The sequence below is a fragment of the Acidaminobacter sp. JC074 genome, assembly GCF_022496765.1.
In the GTDB taxonomy this organism is placed as follows: Bacteria; Bacillota; Clostridia; order Peptostreptococcales; family Acidaminobacteraceae; genus JABXKX01.
On record NZ_VANV01000009.1, the window covers coordinates 49,962 to 65,999 of the forward strand.

Genomic DNA, 16,038 nt, shown 5'->3' on the forward strand with positions numbered 1-16,038 from the left:
AATATTTGCTTATGTTTCAAAGATTTGAGTTAAATAAATATTTTCTCAAGTATTCTTAATAGGCTTTGATAAGAAAACTCTGATTTAGCAATCTCAAAGTTTTTATTCACTACCTTATCTCGTAATTCTGCATCCGTCAATAATCTTTCCACTTCAAGCGCTGCTGCATCTACAATATCTTGATCTACCCTAACCAATCGGTTCTCATCATAAGTAAAGGAAGAACCTAAGGAAACAACATCAAAATCGTGTGGCTTTATGTCCGTCACATAAACCGGGTACTCATAAACTAATATTGGCTTCTTAGAGAAAATCGCCTCTAAGAACTGATTACCCCATCCTTCTAAAATACTTGGATAAGTTACAAAATCTGCATCTACATAAGCATCCCAAAGACTGTAAAGTTTCTCATTTTCATTGGATCTTGAATGTTCTATGATGTCATTTCTAAAAATTAATTTTAGATCATAATTTTTAGCCTTATCTTTCAGTTTCTGAATATAGTCAGACTCCGATTCTGGTAGACCTACCATAACCAAAACTACCTGACCATCAAATTCTCTACCATCATAAAGTTTGACTTCTTTATCTTTTATATTATGCTTCAGCTTACCAGCAACATCTATGGCCATTTCTATAGCCTTTCTTTCTGCGATACGTGTCGCCTGAAGAAGGAAAATATCATTTTCTTTTAGACCCAATTTTTCTCTAAGATCAAAGTTATATTCATCTTTTGTCCATAAGGGTACATCAAAATCAAATACATTTGGTACAACTGTAGCATCTATTCCCTTACGGATTTTCATCTCTTCTTTAGCAATGTTATTGATTACACAATGCTTAATCAGCGGTGATCTAGGTGGAAAATACGTATCCAACATGCCATGAACCGCTTCACATGTAGGATGACTGTATTTTTCTCGCTCCCAATAAAAGTCATGATGATGAACTATACACTTTGTCATTGTTCTTTTAATGGCGTTAAAGAAACCAATACCTGCTGGAAGCCCCCAGCCTAGTGACCAAATATTATTTGGTACAATCACATCTATTTCATTTTCCTCTATAAACTTTACTAGCTTATTTTCAATAATTTCAGCGTAATCTTCAACAGCATCTACAAATGCCATTTCAGTATAATCTTCTAAAGCAACATAGGCATTTTTTACAAACTTATCATTCTCAGGATGTGCGTAATGAAGTTCCTCTATAATGTGCGCTTGAGTCGATCCTTGACTGCCTGCCACAAAGTAAACTTTATGACCCAGTCTTTCTAAGATAATTCTCCACTTTTCCATTTCTAGAGAAACACCGTCGGTTTCTCCAACTCTAAAGTGGCAAAGAGCTATATTCATGTCTGCCTCCTAGCCTTTTACAGCACCACCCATGATGCCTTTTATGAAGTACTTTTGTAATGCTACAAATATAATAACAACAGGTAATACAACCATAACATTCGCTGCCATAATACTTGACCATGGGACTGCAACGGTTTCTTTTGCAAGCATGCCTAGTCTCAGTGGCAAAGTAAATTTATCACTAGACTTTAATAAAACAAGTGGCATGGTAAATGAGTTCCAGTTGTTCACAAACTCAATTAATGTAAGTGATGTTATACCAGGTTTTAGAAGTGGTAATACCACCTTAAAGAAAATCTGATATTCTTTACAACCATCAATTCTCGCAGCTTCAAGTAATGAATCTGGTATGTCTTCAATATACTGTTTCATAAAAAATATACCAAATACAGTCACAGAGAATGGAATGATCAAACTGATCAGTTTGTCATACATATTCAACTTAGTTATGATTGTAAAAAGCGGCAATAATAGTACGGTTGCAGGAATTGTCATCGTTGCAACTAAAATGGTCATTAAGACATTCTTGCCAATAAACTTTTTCTTTGCAAATGCATAACCTGCAAGTGTCGAGTTAAATACAATTAAAACAGTCGTTGATAAAGAAACAATCAAAGAGTTCATAAATGTCTTCGAAAACTTCAACAGATCCCATACCTTTGTATAATTACTAAAGGCAAATTCCTTTGGCCAAAGCGTTGGCGGAAAACTTGTGATTTCCATGTCTGTTTTGAAACTTGATATAATCAACCAATATAGTGGAATCAGAAACAGTATTGCTAAGACCCACAAAGTGATTTTACTTGTTAATCCTTTTCTCTTCATAATCCCTCCTATTCTACTTCTTTGCTTGCAGTCATTTTATTACGTATAAGTGTTACAATTACAAGTATTGTAAACAATACATATGACATTGCTGCAGCTCTACCAAACTTAAAATATTTAAATGCTGAATTATAAATTAAGAACGGAATTGTCGTAGTAGAATCACCAGGACCACCGCCTGTCATAATAAAGATCTCTTGGAATACATTTAGGCAATTTACTAGTAAAAGTATAAATACAACTGTGTTCATTTTGCTTAACATAGGCCAAGTGATTTTTCTAAATGTCTGGAATTTTGAAGCCCCATCTAAAGCTGCAGCCTCATAAAGTTCAGCTGGAATGTTTTGAAGTGCCGCTAAATAGATCAGCATAAAATACCCCACACGTCTCCAGGAAGACATAATGGCTATAACTGGCATAGCTAAAGCGGATTCAGATAACCAAGACGGCCCTTTTACACCGAATATATCTAATACACCATTTATAAGCCCTTTATCACCAGAAAACAACATCATAAAAATCATACTTGCACTGATAATGGAAACAATATAAGGTGTAAAGAATACACTTCTTAAAAAACCTACACCTTTCATTTCTGTATTAACAAGTGTTGCCAAGAACATAGAACCAAGCATGGTAAGTGGTATAAATACGATACCGAAATATATTGTGTTAAAGATACTTTTTCTAAACAAAGGATCTTTAAAAATACTTACATAATTACTTAAGCCTACAAACTTACCTGGAATTTCAAACAAACCCGTTCCTAAGAGTTGCAAAGGTTTTAAATCTTTAAAACTAACATTTAAAGCCCATATTGCAGGATAAAGTACAAATAATGAAATAATAATTAGTGAAGGTAAAATATATAAATATGCACCCCAGTCATTTTTCTTTAATCTCATTGAGATTGTTTCTTTTTTGGATATACTGTTATGTTTCATATGCCCCCTTCATATAGTAAGGGGAGAAAACTCTCCCCCTAGTCATTTAATTCTCATCTAAAATTTTATTACCCATTTCTTCAATGTTCATTAAAGCTTCTTCAGGTGTTAATTGACCTGTCATAACTTGATTTAATTGAGATTGATAAACTTCCTCTTCTACTCTAATCCATCCTGTAGATGGTGTAGAAATTGATGGGTATTCAAAACCTTTAATAAATACTAAAAGTTCTGGATGCTCTTTAAAGTAGTCAGTGTCTTTCATATCTTTTCTAATAGGTACTCTGAATGGGTAGTAATTGCCATCGTCAGCAACTTCACCCTTCATTAACATTTCTTGACCTTCTTTAGAACCTAAGAATTCAATCAACAATTTACTTGCTGCTAACTTCTGGTCTTCAACACCTACAGGTACTGTTAACATATATGGACCAATATCTGCTGCTCTACCTGCAGAACCAGCTGGTACTTCTGCTGCTGATACTTCAAATGGATTACCATTTTTCCAAATATCAGTTACACCCCATGGACCTTGGAACTCCATAGCTGTGATACCATTTCTAAAGTCAGCCATTACATCACCACCATTTTTGTTAGCTGTATCTGGTGGACATACTTCCTGAACAAGCTTTGAGTAAAATTCTAAAGCTGCTTTACCTTCATCAGAGTTAATAGCAATTCTTTCTTTACCATCTACTTCTTTAATAAGTTCAGCACCTGCTTGAGTTACAAACATATTGAACATCCAAGTGATGTCATGAGATTGCTTACCAATTAAACCTAAACCATATTGATCAATAGTACCGTCGCCATCTTTATCAATTGTTAGTGTCTTAGCATATTCATACAATTCATCCCATGTTTCTGGTGCTTTGTCTAAACCCGCTTCATCAAACATAGTCTTGTTATAAACCAATTGGATTGAATGACCCATCCATGGATAACCAAATAAAGAACCATCAAACTCACCAAGCTGCCAAATTTGATCAAAGAATAAATCTTTATTACCACCAAAATCACCAGTTAACTCAACAAATCCGCCTTGCTCACCAATCGCTTGAACATGTCTATATGGCACTTGGATAACTTCTGGTGCTTCTCCAGATAAAATAAGTGATAAAACTTTCTGTGCGTCTTGTGTACCACCTAATAAATTCACCTTAATGTTTGGATTCTTAGCTTCAAATGCATCTAGGATTTCTCTAATAGCTTTACCTCTACCAGAATCTTCTGCCCATACGATTTGCATTGAAATTTCTACATCTTCCTCAACTTCTTCTAATTCTACAGGTTCTGTTACAGCTTCTGTTTCAGTTTCCGTAACCGCTTCATTAGAAACGTTTTCCTCAGCTGTATTACTAGACCCACAACCGACAGCAACAAGCACTAACATAAGTGATAGCAATACTGCAATAAATCTTTTCATTTAATCCCCCTCGTAAAAATCGAATTTTCATATACAAATGTCCTTCGTAGGACATTTTAAGATAATAAGGTCATTTTGCAAAATGTCTCTCGTTGTCATTACTATAGCATAGTTTTTTTTTCTGTGCAATACACAATTTGAAAATTATTCAACAATTCAAAAAATAGCAGGATATCCCGCTATTTTGTAAGCCATGATTTAACATGCTCTTCAATTAATTTCCTAAGTGATGTTTCTGGATCTCTTAATGATTCATCAATACCAGAGACAGTAGGCACGACTGAAAATACCTTTTCAAAATCAGTTACATCAGTTTCCATGATACCACAAATAGCAATTGTTCTGATTTTTTGTCTAGATGTTCTATTAAGAATCCCTGATAGCACTTTTCCCCTAGAGGTTTGACTATCTATCTTCCCCTCACCTGTAATAACTAAGTCATATTTCTTTATTAAATCATCAAAAGAAAGCGCATCTAATACCAAGTCTATCCCACTTTTTAAGATGCCTGAAAAGAAGGTTACAAAACAAAAACCTAAGCCGCCTGCTGCACCAGAACCAGCCAGTTCGTGTTTACTACCAAACACATGACTGACAACATCTGCATAACGGACCATGCCTTCTTCTAGAAGATGACACATGTCAGGAGTTGCCCCCTTTTGTGGTGAAAAAGTATAGGTAGCACCATGGTCACCCAACAAGGGATTATCGACATCACAGGCTACCTCTACTCGGACGTCTTGCAAACGTCTGATAAAGTCATCTGCTTCAAATCGAGCAACCCACTTTAAGTCTTTTCCTGACAAGTCCGTCATTAAGCTGTCCTTGTCATCATAGAATTTGACACCTAAGGCCTCTAACATGCCTAGACCGCCGTCATTGGTAGAAGTCCCACCTATGCCAATAACAAAATGCTTTGCCCCTCTTTTAAGAGCATCATCAATCATCATCCCCAAGCCATAGCTAGAGGTCAAAAGAGGATTTCTCTCATCATCTCCTAACAGAGACAGACCACAGGCAACAGCGCTTTCAATCACTGCTTCACCTTGGTCAGTTAAAAGATAATAGCCCTCTATCATTCGACCCAAAGGGTCTTTTATTTCGATCTTTATACGCTTACCATTTATTTTATTTTTTAAAGCCTCAATAACACCTTCTCCACCATCAGAGATAGAAACGACGTCAACTTGATCATGAATCAAAACTTCTTTCACGATTTGTCCAACTGCCTCTGAACTTAAAGTACCTTTGAACGAATCGGATGCAACCAGTATATTCATATATGCCTCCTTGTCCACCCAATTATAGAATGTCATTTAAAATCATGATATGTTATGGAAAACAGTTTTTCATGTCTTAAATTACAAATAGAAATAATCCTTTAGCTTGACTGCCATATACAGTACAAGCAAATCATTTAACTTTCTTGGATTGTAGCCAGTTTGTTTAGACAACTTATTCAAACGATACTGAAAGGTATTTTTATGTATATACATTAAGTCTGCAGCTTTGCTGATAGAACCATTTTCTTTTACAAACATATCAATTAATTCTGCATACTCTTTTACATGTTCAGAATCTAGACTTGAAAAAACCTTATGAAAAAAACGTTCTGCTATGTTTTTGGGAATAGAATCTATAATCATTCCCATGTCTATTTGGTCATATAACTGAATAACATGACTTTGATGAAGCGTTGTCTTTAAGGCAATCTTACCTTCATTGTATGATTTCTTTAAATCTAGTATATGGGTATAAGCATTGCCTATTCCATACCTAAACTCTATTTTTAAAGTCTCTTTCAAGTAGTCATTTAAATTATTCAGCTTATGAATTAAGATCTGGTCATCCACTTCATGTGTGACAATCATCAAGTTGCCTTGATAATAAAGGGTTAAGTCTGAATCACTTAAATATTTTTTTAAGGTAGACGTATAATCAAAATGATCTGGTACAAGGGATATATCATTTTCCTTAGAGTTACGACCAATGACAATGACACGTCTTTTTTTAAGCGCCTCTAGACCAAACATTCGAAGTCTTGTATTTAACCAAGTCTCATCAATATCTTCTTCAAAAGAAGATGTAATAATGGTATCAAAAAATTGTAGGAGCTTTTCATTTTTAAACTGCTTCGATTGGTTGTAAAGGTGCTCTTTGATTAAGATTTCAGTCATCTTTTTAATGATTTCACCGTACTTTAAGACCTCTTTGCCTTTGCCGGTAATACCTATAACACCAACAATATTGTCTTCTAAAAATATCGGTAGATTAATCCCTGCCACAGCCCCTTGGTATTCATTGTCAAAGTATATGATCAATTCATTTCTAGATTCCAAGACCTTTTTAGCACCACCATGGAAATCACCGATACGCTTATCATCTGTACTGGCTATTATGATGCCTTGATCATTCATCAAATTAATGTCTTCTTCTATTATCTTTGAAATATTATCTACAATATCTTGTGCAATCACACGATTCAGTTCCATAAGCCACCTCCAATTTCATTTTACGTCATAAAAATCACTTTTTCTAGGTTCCTAGAACCAATAAATAGAATTATTAACGCATCATATTGGTCTGTGTACTAAAAAAAGCCTACTCCTAAGAGTAGACTTGATTTATTTCTTATGTGTACCTTTTAGACTGACAATCCTATGAATCAAATCTTTGTTTTCCATATAATAATAACCCATTCTGATAAACTGGAACCTATCTGTACCTGATTCAAAGACTTTATCTAGCCCCTCTTCAACACGACCTTTAGTAATGACCAGTGAATTTGGATTAACGGACTCTATCAAAGTATCATCTGAAGGCGTCTCTAAAAAGAGCTCTTCATAGGTTCTAATTTCAATTTCACGACTTTTCGCAGATACCCAGTGAATGGTGCCTTTTACTTTTCTACCAGTAAAACCTGTACCGGACTTGGTTTCTGGATCATAAGTACAGTGAAGTTCAGTAATTTCACCTGAATCATCTTTGATGATATCATGACATTTAATAAAGAAACCATGTTTGAGTCTAACTTCTCCGCCTAAAACAAGTCGTTTGTATTTAGCCGGTGGATTTTCACTAAAATCATCTTTTTCAATGTAGATCTCTTTGGTTAAAGTGATGTCACGTTTTCCAAAAGACGCATCTTTAAAGTGATTGTCAGCAACAAGTGCTTGATCTGACTCTAAATTGGTAATCACAACTTTTAAGGGATTCACAACCGTCATAAAACAAGGCGCCGATAGTTTGAGTTCTTCTCTGACAAAATACTCTAAAAGCTTGTAATCAATAGTCGACTCATTTTTAGGTACACCTATTTCCTCAAGAAAATCAAATATCATTTTAGGTGTGATGCCACGCTTTTTTAACCCCTTCAAAGTAGGTAGCCTAGGATCATCCCAGCCTTCTAATACACCAGAAGCAACCAATTGCTTTAAGTATCTTTTTGATGTCACCACGCCTGTTAAATTAAGTCTTCCAAACTCAATTTGTCTTGGTAGTGGTTTATCTAAATTTAAATTATTTAAAACCCATTCATATAGGGGTCTATGGTTAACAAATTCATTAGAACACAAGGAATGCGTAACACCCTCAATGTAATCTTGAATTGGGTGGGCATAGTCATACATTGGATATATACACCACTTATCACCTGTACGGTAATGGTCTTTCTTTAAGATTCTGTAGATAACAGGATCTCTCATATAAAGATTGGGACTGGCCATGTCAATCTTAGCACGAAGCACACACCCGCCTTCTTCAATTTCACCCAAACGCATCTTTTCAAACAAGTCTAGATTATCTTCAATTGACCTGTCTCTATAAGGACTATTTGTGCCTTTTTCTGTTAAGGTCCCTCTATAAGTACGCATCTCATCTTGCGTAAGATCACATACATAAGCCAAACCTTTATTAATAAGCTCAAGTGCATAGTCGTATATTTGGTCTGAGTAATCAGAACCAAAATAAGCTTCCTGTCCATAATCAAAACCCATCCACTTGAAGTCATCTTCTATGGCATGAACATACTCTATGTCCTCTTTTGTAGGGTTGGTATCATCAAATCTCAGATTAAACTTGCCATCAAACTTCTTGGCCATCTGGTAAGATATATTGATAGCAAATGCTGACCCAATGTGTAAATACCCGTTAGGCTCTGGTGGGAACCTGGTTACAATCTTATTATGTTTACCTGCTTCTACTTCTTTTCTAATTATTTTTTCTATAAAGTTCATTTTCTCCTCCTTCTACTATATGCCAACATGTTTAAAAGTTCTGTTGATATATTTGAAGAACAAGTTCAACGAACGAATTTATCTCATTTCTTGCCCCATGATTCATCACTCTCCTTTATTTTAAGAGCTATTGTATAATAAATACCTACAATGTGCAAGTCTTATTTTGTCGCTATAGCACGTATAGGTGAGCCATCTGCTTGTTTGATCTTAAGCGGCAAGACATGAAGTGTAAATACATCATCTAACCGATCTAGGTTAGTCAGATTTTCTATCATAACCATGTCCTCTTTTAAGAGAATTTTATGTACATCAAAATCATGATTGTCCATAAGATCCACTGAAATACAATCCACACCTAGTCCCTTTAAATGAAGAGACGCTAGATAATCAGCAGCTTCAGTTGTGAGCGCTGGAAACCCATTAAAATAGTCTTTCCTTCCCCACTTCTTATCCCAACCAGTCTTTAGAAGGACAAAATCCACATCAGATAAATCATACTTCTTTAAATGGTCTAAAGAAACATCTCTAATGCAGTCTGTACAGTCAACGACTATGGCATTTCCAACAAAGTGATGGACTGCAAAATCGTCTAAGTTTTTACCCTGATCAAGCATATGGCTTGGTGCATCCATGTGGGTGCCGGTATGAGAATACATGGTCAAAAGTTTTTCTCTAAAACCGTCCTTTTCCATGGTACAAGCTGTCACCAGCTTTGGTTTTTCTGTACCTGGAAACACAGGCATTTCCTCTTCTAAAATATGTGTTAAGTCTATGACTCTCATATAGCCTCCTTTTATATAAAACTTTTTTGAATATTCACACTTTATTTGAGTATAATAAGAATAACCACTATTTGACAAGGAGAACACTATGAAATATCTATTCTTATCTTTATTTTTAATCATCAGTCTCATCAATGTCTTTACTCAAAACAAAAGATTTTCTCCAATTTATAAACGTATAACCAAACCACTGATTATCCCGTTTTTAATACTCTTTTATATGCAAACAGAAACCTATAACAACTTACTGGTCATGGCCTTATTATTTGGATGGATAGGTGACGTCTTAATTATATTTCATCACTACCTTAAAGATGGTCAAACATACAAGATTTATCCTATTATCAGTGGCCTTGCAGCCTTTTTAATAGGACATGTTTTCTACATTTTTCTATTCAAAGATAATGTGGTATTTTCACCACTTATACTTGCCTACATCATTGTTTATATAGCTACCAATATCTCACTATTTAAGATAGGGCTTTTAAAATCTGAAAGTAGCCTGCTTAAAACCAGTCAGAAAAAGCTACTTAAAACAGCCATTCTCCTCTACTCTTTTGTTATTTTGACCATGTCATATTTTAGCTTTTATGTCAATGCGACTGTCTTTTTAGGCAGCCTAAGCTTTTTAGTATCCGATACCATCCTATCTTTAAAAGAGTTCGGTCAAGTCAAACTACCAGAAGAAATGGTGATGATTACCTACATTTTAGCCCAGTTTCTAATTGTTCTAGGAAATATTTAAGCACTTAGATTAAGTCTCTAAGTGCTTTAAGTCCAGTCTCATAGTATACATGCTTTCACCTGGTGGATAATCTTTTATCTCACCAATAACATAAAAACCAAATTTTTCATAAAAATCTCTTGCCTGAAAAGAAAATGTTTCTAGACATATAAAATCCACCTGGGCTTCCTTTGCTATTTCAATGAGCTTTTTAAGCATCTTCGAGCCAATACCCGCATGCCTATTACTTGGTCTAACAAAGAACTCATCTAAATAAATCATCTGCCAGTACATTCTTGCAGACAAGCCACCAATTAATTTTTTATCCTCTTTTTCAGTAATCAAGATGTGCTTAACATAGCCTTCTTGCCTAGAAGCCTTATGATAGGGCGAGTGATCATCATTAAATGAACGTATGGACTTTTTCAGTTCATCTATGATGTCCTGTTTCTTCTCATATTTAATATCCATTAATCCTCCAAATAAGTAGATGGTCCAGGATATTTAGCCATAGCAGTCTTATGCTTCTTAAAGCCTAGTTTATCGTAAAATTCTTCAGCAACAAATGAAGAGGTCAGTCCAAATAATAAATGTTCACCCTCCATCAAATGGTCCATAATGCCCTTACCAATGCCTTTTTTCTGATAAGAAGGTCTGACACCTATATCATGAATCCAGCCATAACATTCACCATCAGAAATCATTCTGCCAGCACCGACAATGGTCTTATTATCCCAAGCTGTAACCACCTTATAAGTGTTTAGAAAGGCTTTCTTGATTTTATCTGCTTGGCCTGCTCTTGCTAAGCCTATAACACCATCTACTTCCGTGTACATATCAACAAGTGACGTCCAATCAATGTCTTTTGTTCCTAGTTTATATTCAATCATATAACCTCCTTATGCTTTAATTATACCTCTCTTTATTAAGGTCTAAAGCTATAATTTGGTTTTAGTCGTTCTTATCAGACATGTACTTGCTGTGAAAAACATGTCTAAGTCCTCTTGTCATAATGAGTGGAATGACTGACAAATGGGTTTCGTTATCAAAGATTGTCATGTTTAGATCTTTATAGCCCATGCCCTTAAGTTTTTCTTCCATCAGCTCTACATTAGAAACCATGCCTGCAAAGGCAGGTTCATAAATTGCTTCTAGGCCACCTACACCTAAGAAAATTTCAGCTTGACTGTTAAATGGATTCATCCACTTAAAGATTGATGATTGATCATAATAGATAGATGGACTGCCAATGATATATTTCGAAAAGATTTTTTTCTTTTGAAACAGGCTGTACAAGGCAAAGAGTCCACTGTAGGAATCACCAAATAATACCGACTCCTTAACAGGATACTTACTTTCTATATAAGGCATAATTTCACTTGTCATAAAATCATAAAACGCACCTGCCCCTCCACCTAAATCAGAATCTAATGACTTAGCGTGTAGATAGTCTCTGTCTCTTAGTGACATATGTTTGGCATCATCTGGATAGCCTATACCTACAACAATAATTTCAGGAATCTCCTGACCAAACTGAAGAAGATTAGAAACACCTTTAAAGATTTCATAAAATATATTGCTATCAAGAACATAAACAAGTGGATAGGTCTTTTCTTTTTCATAGCCAACCGGCAAACAAATAGATATTTTAAAATCATCTTCTATAACTTTACTATGTAAAATATATGTTTCTTCTTTTCTTAATTTCATGATACCCCCTTGTTTTAGGCTATCATATCTGTTTTTTTGAGTCAACAAACAACCAAATCCTCCGCTCTTCATAAACTCATAGCATCATCATTATCTATTTCTAGTTATATGGCCTTCTTTTATGATAGAATAGGTTCAACAAAATACCTTTTGAAAGAATGCTTGACCAGATACAAGCTGGTTTAACTTAATGGAGGAAATATGACGACTAAAAACAAATTAATCTATGGTACCATGGGCCTCGGTGGTGGCTGGGACAAGAATCCTATACAAGAAAAAGATATCCAGCAAGCCAAAGAAATGATTCAAACATGTTTAGATACAGGCATCAAGCACTTTGATCATGCAGATATATACCAGTTTGGTAAAGCTGAAACATGTTTTGGAAAGGCAGTAGAAGAACTGAACATAGATAGACAGTCCTTGATTTATCAAACGAAAGCCAGCATAGATTTAAAGAAAAGTGTGACTGAATACAACCAATCAGGCAATTATATAAAGACTCATCTAGATGACTCTTTGAAAAGACTCTCTACGACTTATGTGGACTACTTTCTGCTTCATAGACCCGACCCACTTACCCAGCTAGACTCATTAAAAAGGTCACTGCATAAGCTTAAAGATCAAGGAAAGTTTTTAAACTTAGGTGTTTCTAATATGAATCACCAGCAAATTGAAATGTTATCTAACAAGTTGGATATGCCGATTGTTGTCAACCAATTGGAAATGAGTTTATTAAAACATGGTTTTGTTGAAAGAACAATTCTTGTCAATCATGAAAACAATCACAAGGTGGATTTTCCAGAAGGAACCATAGAATATTGTGTGCGTCATGATATAGACCTTCAAGCTTGGGGGTCATCTAGTCAAGGCATCTTTTCTAAAACAACACCGGCTAGTATAGAAATAGAAAATACACGAAAGTACTTAAGAGACTTGGCTGAGTTAAAGAATACCACAATCGACAGTTTGGTCATCAAATGGCTGATGAAACATTTCGCTTCCATTTCCCCTGTGATTGGGACAACCAATAAAAACAGGCTTATGAAACTGGCGGATATGCATGCATATAACTTAAGTAGAGAAGAATGGTACAATATACTATTTCAAATTAGAGGAAAACAAATACCATAATCTTGTTTGTAAGGAGGTCCTTGACCTCCTTTTTAAGTTGAGAATACAATTTTTAAAAAAGTCTCTGATCAAAACTACCTTACTATTAATTTTTCATTTAAGGCATCTAAAACTTTACTAAGAACACATGTTCGTGTATAATGAAGGTGTAACTAGATAGATTGTAGGTGATGTGTTGAAAGTAGTTTGTAAACCAATAGAGATGATTGCTTGGTTTGAAAAGGACGGAAAAGTTCATCCTATTAAGTTTCGACTCAAAGAAGATGATCAGAATCAGGTAATCCCCATCGAACGTATTCGGTGTGTTAAACTAGAAAAGCTGGGTGGCAATCAGATGTATGTATTTGAGTGCGAAAGCCACTTTAAAGGTATTATGAAAATTTATGAAATCAAATATGAAATGGATACTTGTAAATGGATGCTCTTCAAAATATAAAAGGTCGCTTCAGCGACCTTTTGTCACACTTGTGACATTATCCTTTATAATAGACAATTGCAGTTTTTACGAATCGCCCTTCTTTTAAAGGTTTCGCCGGCCCAGGAAAATAACCATAGTGACCCATTATATAACGAATCATGGAACCAGAAACCTGACGGTGGCGATGATTCAACTCTAAATCATACTCATGATTCATATAGCCTTCTAAATCATAAACAACCGCTTCTAAGGCAGGACGTCCATTTTTAGTCGACCTGATCATCTTATCTATATTTTCCTCTTTTATAAGATGGTTAAATATCTTCTCAAGCGTTTGATTATCTGAAAACGATTTAAAACGTTTGGATTCTAATAGATACAGTTGAAAATGCATCACACCTCCAAAAGAACCTGTCTTAACTCATCTAAAGACTTAACAGAATAAGTTGGCTCTATATCAAATCTTTTCACATAATCATGTCTGTTTATCCAGCAGGTATCAATGCCAAGTTTTGAAGCCCCCATCATATCTGATGAAGAATCTCCGATATGAAGAATTTCATCTGGTCCACATTCAAAGTAGTCCATCACAGCCTTAAACATCATGCCATTGTCATTGGCCTTATAAGAACCAATACGTTCTGAGATAAAAACACGGTCAAACTGAACGGCCCTTACATGTTTTTCTAACATCTCCATATCTGCATCCGTTACCAAACAAGTCTTATAGACTTCATGAATATCTCTTAAAAAAGCCTTGCTATCCTTATACCAAACAGCTTCATTATGAGCCTGTAAAAAGACATTCACAGCTTCCTTATAATCAAAATCCAACTTTTCTTTTTCAACCATTTCATGAAAGCATTTGCTAAAGATTTCTCTTAAGGTTTGAAACTTTTCATCGTAGCTTTTAACTTCGTGAAATTGATTAACCAAGTACTTGCTCATAAAGCCTGCATGACTTTCACAAAGTTCTTCTGTATATTTTTCTTTTAATATGCTTTCCCATATATTATTTTTTTGACAGCTGACATCTACAAGGGTTTGAAACATGTCAAAACTGATTACTTTATATTTTTTCATAGTCACCTTCCAGTTACATCATACAAAAAAGCACTCCTAATGACCACTATTTTACATAATAATTCATGAAAATACACTTTTTTTATGTTTGTGATAAAACTGTGACATAAAATTTTTATACTATAATCACAAAATGGAACTCGTCTATTTAGAAAGGAGGAAAATATGACAAGTATCAGTAGTTACTCAAACGTCTACATGCAGCCTCGCCCTAATCCACCTAAAGTTGATACCAATAACGATCAATCTTTAGATTTAGAAGAACTTGAATCTTTCTCTAAAAAAGTAAGTGACAAGCAAGGGACTTCCTTTGATGCAGCTGAAGTTATGGCTAAATACGACACTGACCAAGATGGTTTGATTAGTAAAGCCGAAGGCAGCAGTCTCAAAGAAGACAATGCCTTCAATTTGGAATCCCCACAGGACGCCCAAATGAAGATGATGTCTTCTAGACCACCTAGACCGCAAGGCGGCGGACAAGGCAATATGAATGTTACTTCTACAAGCGATCTTGCATCAACAATGCTTGAAGCACTTGAAGAAGATGAAACAGATGATTCAGATTTAACAAGTCAATTGCTTAAAGCTTTAGATTCTAGTGCTACAAGTACATACTCGGCTGCTGAAATCGCAGAGTACGACACAAATGGTGACGGTCAAATTGATTCCATTGAAGAAGCTCTGATGAAGTTGACTTCAGAAGATTCATCAAATAGCGCCTTATTTGAAAAAGCTTTAAGTGCTTATCAAGATCAATTATCTGATATGAGTGACCCGAGTGATTTTAATACTTTTACCATCTAAAAAAGAGTTCAATTGAACTCTTTTAACATTTTTTCTCTATGGCCATTATATATGGCGGATTATTTCTTTGATTGATAAAAGATGACTTCATAACACTGTAGTCCTTCTGATTTAATCCTTTCAAGTAAATGTCTAATGCTTCAGATTCCTCAGCGCCTTCGTCATGACCTGGATAAACCACCACCCATAAAATACCATGGGTTTTTAAAAGTCTTAAAGAAGCCTCAATGGCTTCGAGTGTTGTTTCTTTTAATGTGGTAATAGTCTTATCAGCCTTCGGTAAATAACCTAAGTTAAAAATCACAAAATCCACAGGCCCATCAATATAGGTTTCCATGTTCTGATGACCGTCGCAAATCAGCTTGTAATTGCTTCTATCTTCTAACTGGGCTTTTGTCATTTCAATGGCTTGTTCTTGAACATCAAAACCATAAACCATGCCCTCAGGTCCAACTATGTCTGATAAAAACTTTGTATCATGACCATTGCCTGTTGTAGCGTCAATACATCTATAACCTTCTTTAACCACCATCTGTAACATCATTTTTGTCATAATGGTTACATTTTCTATAATTTTTCCTCTCATAAGAAT

At 35.1% G+C, this 16,038-nt stretch carries 18 protein-coding genes; 4 read left to right on the forward strand and 14 right to left on the reverse strand.

Annotated elements, in window-relative coordinates; all coding sequences use genetic code 11:
• Positions 1–29: 29 nt before the first annotated feature.
• The 8 genes from EZV73_RS10630 to EZV73_RS10665 form a co-directional block, all read right to left on the reverse strand.
• Positions 30–1,355 (reverse strand): glycosyltransferase family 4 protein, encoded by a 1,326-nt coding sequence (locus EZV73_RS10630; RefSeq protein ID WP_240840291.1) that lies wholly within the window; start codon positions 1,353–1,355, stop codon positions 30–32.
• Positions 1,356–1,364: 9 nt separating this feature from the next.
• Entirely contained in the window at positions 1,365–2,183 is an 819-nt protein-coding gene (locus EZV73_RS10635) for a carbohydrate ABC transporter permease (RefSeq protein WP_240840292.1), read from the reverse strand.
• Positions 2,184–2,191: 8 nt separating this feature from the next.
• A complete protein-coding gene (locus EZV73_RS10640; RefSeq protein ID WP_240840293.1) occupies positions 2,192–3,127 on the reverse strand; it encodes a carbohydrate ABC transporter permease in 936 nt (311 codons plus the stop codon).
• Positions 3,128–3,173: 46 nt separating this feature from the next.
• Positions 3,174–4,553, reverse strand: coding sequence for an ABC transporter substrate-binding protein (locus tag EZV73_RS10645; RefSeq protein ID WP_240840294.1), 1,380 nt, complete (start codon positions 4,551–4,553; stop codon positions 3,174–3,176).
• 179 nt (positions 4,554–4,732) lie between these two features.
• Positions 4,733–5,833 carry a glycerate kinase gene (locus EZV73_RS10650; RefSeq protein WP_240840295.1) on the reverse strand — a complete coding sequence of 367 codons (1,101 nt, stop codon included), beginning with the start codon at positions 5,831–5,833 and terminating at the stop codon, positions 4,733–4,735.
• 81 nt (positions 5,834–5,914) lie between these two features.
• Positions 5,915–7,045 carry a sugar diacid recognition domain-containing protein gene (locus tag EZV73_RS10655; RefSeq protein ID WP_240840296.1) on the reverse strand — a complete coding sequence of 377 codons (1,131 nt, stop codon included), beginning with the start codon at positions 7,043–7,045 and terminating at the stop codon, positions 5,915–5,917.
• Positions 7,046–7,177: 132 nt separating this feature from the next.
• A complete protein-coding gene (locus tag EZV73_RS10660; RefSeq protein WP_240840297.1) occupies positions 7,178–8,788 on the reverse strand; it encodes a glutamine--tRNA ligase/YqeY domain fusion protein in 1,611 nt (536 codons plus the stop codon).
• A 161-nt stretch (positions 8,789–8,949) separates the two neighbouring features.
• The gene (locus EZV73_RS10665) at positions 8,950–9,573 is read right to left on the reverse strand and encodes a cyclase family protein (RefSeq protein WP_240840298.1); all 624 of its coding nucleotides are present in this window, start codon (positions 9,571–9,573) and stop codon (positions 8,950–8,952) included.
• Between the two features lie 88 nt (positions 9,574–9,661).
• On the opposite strand from EZV73_RS10665, the gene EZV73_RS10670 reads away from it, so the two are divergent.
• Positions 9,662–10,318, forward strand: coding sequence for a lysoplasmalogenase (locus EZV73_RS10670; protein WP_240840299.1), 657 nt, complete (start codon positions 9,662–9,664; stop codon positions 10,316–10,318).
• Positions 10,319–10,327: 9 nt separating this feature from the next.
• Here EZV73_RS10670 and EZV73_RS10675 read toward each other — a convergent pair whose 3' ends face one another.
• The 3 genes from EZV73_RS10675 to EZV73_RS10685 form a co-directional block, all read right to left on the reverse strand.
• Entirely contained in the window at positions 10,328–10,768 is a 441-nt protein-coding gene (locus tag EZV73_RS10675; RefSeq protein ID WP_240840300.1) for a GNAT family N-acetyltransferase, read from the reverse strand.
• Positions 10,768–11,187 carry a GNAT family N-acetyltransferase gene (locus tag EZV73_RS10680; protein WP_240840301.1) on the reverse strand — a complete coding sequence of 140 codons (420 nt, stop codon included), beginning with the start codon at positions 11,185–11,187 and terminating at the stop codon, positions 10,768–10,770. The genes EZV73_RS10675 and EZV73_RS10680 overlap by 1 nt, the downstream gene beginning before the upstream one ends.
• A gap of 61 nt (positions 11,188–11,248) precedes the next feature.
• Positions 11,249–12,007, reverse strand: a complete 759-nt coding sequence (locus EZV73_RS10685; RefSeq protein ID WP_240840302.1) for an alpha/beta hydrolase — start codon at positions 12,005–12,007, stop codon at positions 11,249–11,251.
• 201 nt (positions 12,008–12,208) lie between these two features.
• Here EZV73_RS10685 and EZV73_RS10690 point away from each other — a divergent pair, with 201 nt between their 5' ends.
• On the forward strand, positions 12,209–13,141 hold the full coding sequence (locus EZV73_RS10690; RefSeq protein ID WP_240840303.1) for an aldo/keto reductase: 933 nt from the start codon (positions 12,209–12,211) through the stop codon (positions 13,139–13,141).
• 175 nt (positions 13,142–13,316) lie between these two features.
• Positions 13,317–13,577 (forward strand): hypothetical protein, encoded by a 261-nt coding sequence (locus EZV73_RS10695; RefSeq protein ID WP_255813185.1) that lies wholly within the window; start codon positions 13,317–13,319, stop codon positions 13,575–13,577.
• A 37-nt stretch (positions 13,578–13,614) separates the two neighbouring features.
• Here EZV73_RS10695 and EZV73_RS10700 read toward each other — a convergent pair whose 3' ends face one another.
• Together EZV73_RS10700 and EZV73_RS10705 are read right to left on the reverse strand one after the other, a co-directional pair.
• Positions 13,615–13,953 carry a hypothetical protein gene (locus tag EZV73_RS10700; protein ID WP_240840305.1) on the reverse strand — a complete coding sequence of 113 codons (339 nt, stop codon included), beginning with the start codon at positions 13,951–13,953 and terminating at the stop codon, positions 13,615–13,617.
• The gene (locus EZV73_RS10705; RefSeq protein ID WP_240840306.1) at positions 13,953–14,642 is read right to left on the reverse strand and encodes an HAD family hydrolase; all 690 of its coding nucleotides are present in this window, start codon (positions 14,640–14,642) and stop codon (positions 13,953–13,955) included. The genes EZV73_RS10700 and EZV73_RS10705 overlap by 1 nt, the downstream gene beginning before the upstream one ends.
• 165 nt (positions 14,643–14,807) lie before the next feature.
• On the opposite strand from EZV73_RS10705, the gene EZV73_RS10710 reads away from it, so the two are divergent.
• Positions 14,808–15,446, forward strand: coding sequence for an EF-hand domain-containing protein (locus EZV73_RS10710; protein ID WP_240840307.1), 639 nt, complete (start codon positions 14,808–14,810; stop codon positions 15,444–15,446).
• A gap of 22 nt (positions 15,447–15,468) precedes the next feature.
• Here EZV73_RS10710 and EZV73_RS10715 read toward each other — a convergent pair whose 3' ends face one another.
• A complete protein-coding gene (locus tag EZV73_RS10715; protein ID WP_240840308.1) occupies positions 15,469–16,032 on the reverse strand; it encodes a class I SAM-dependent methyltransferase in 564 nt (187 codons plus the stop codon).
• Positions 16,033–16,038: the final 6 nt, after the last annotated feature.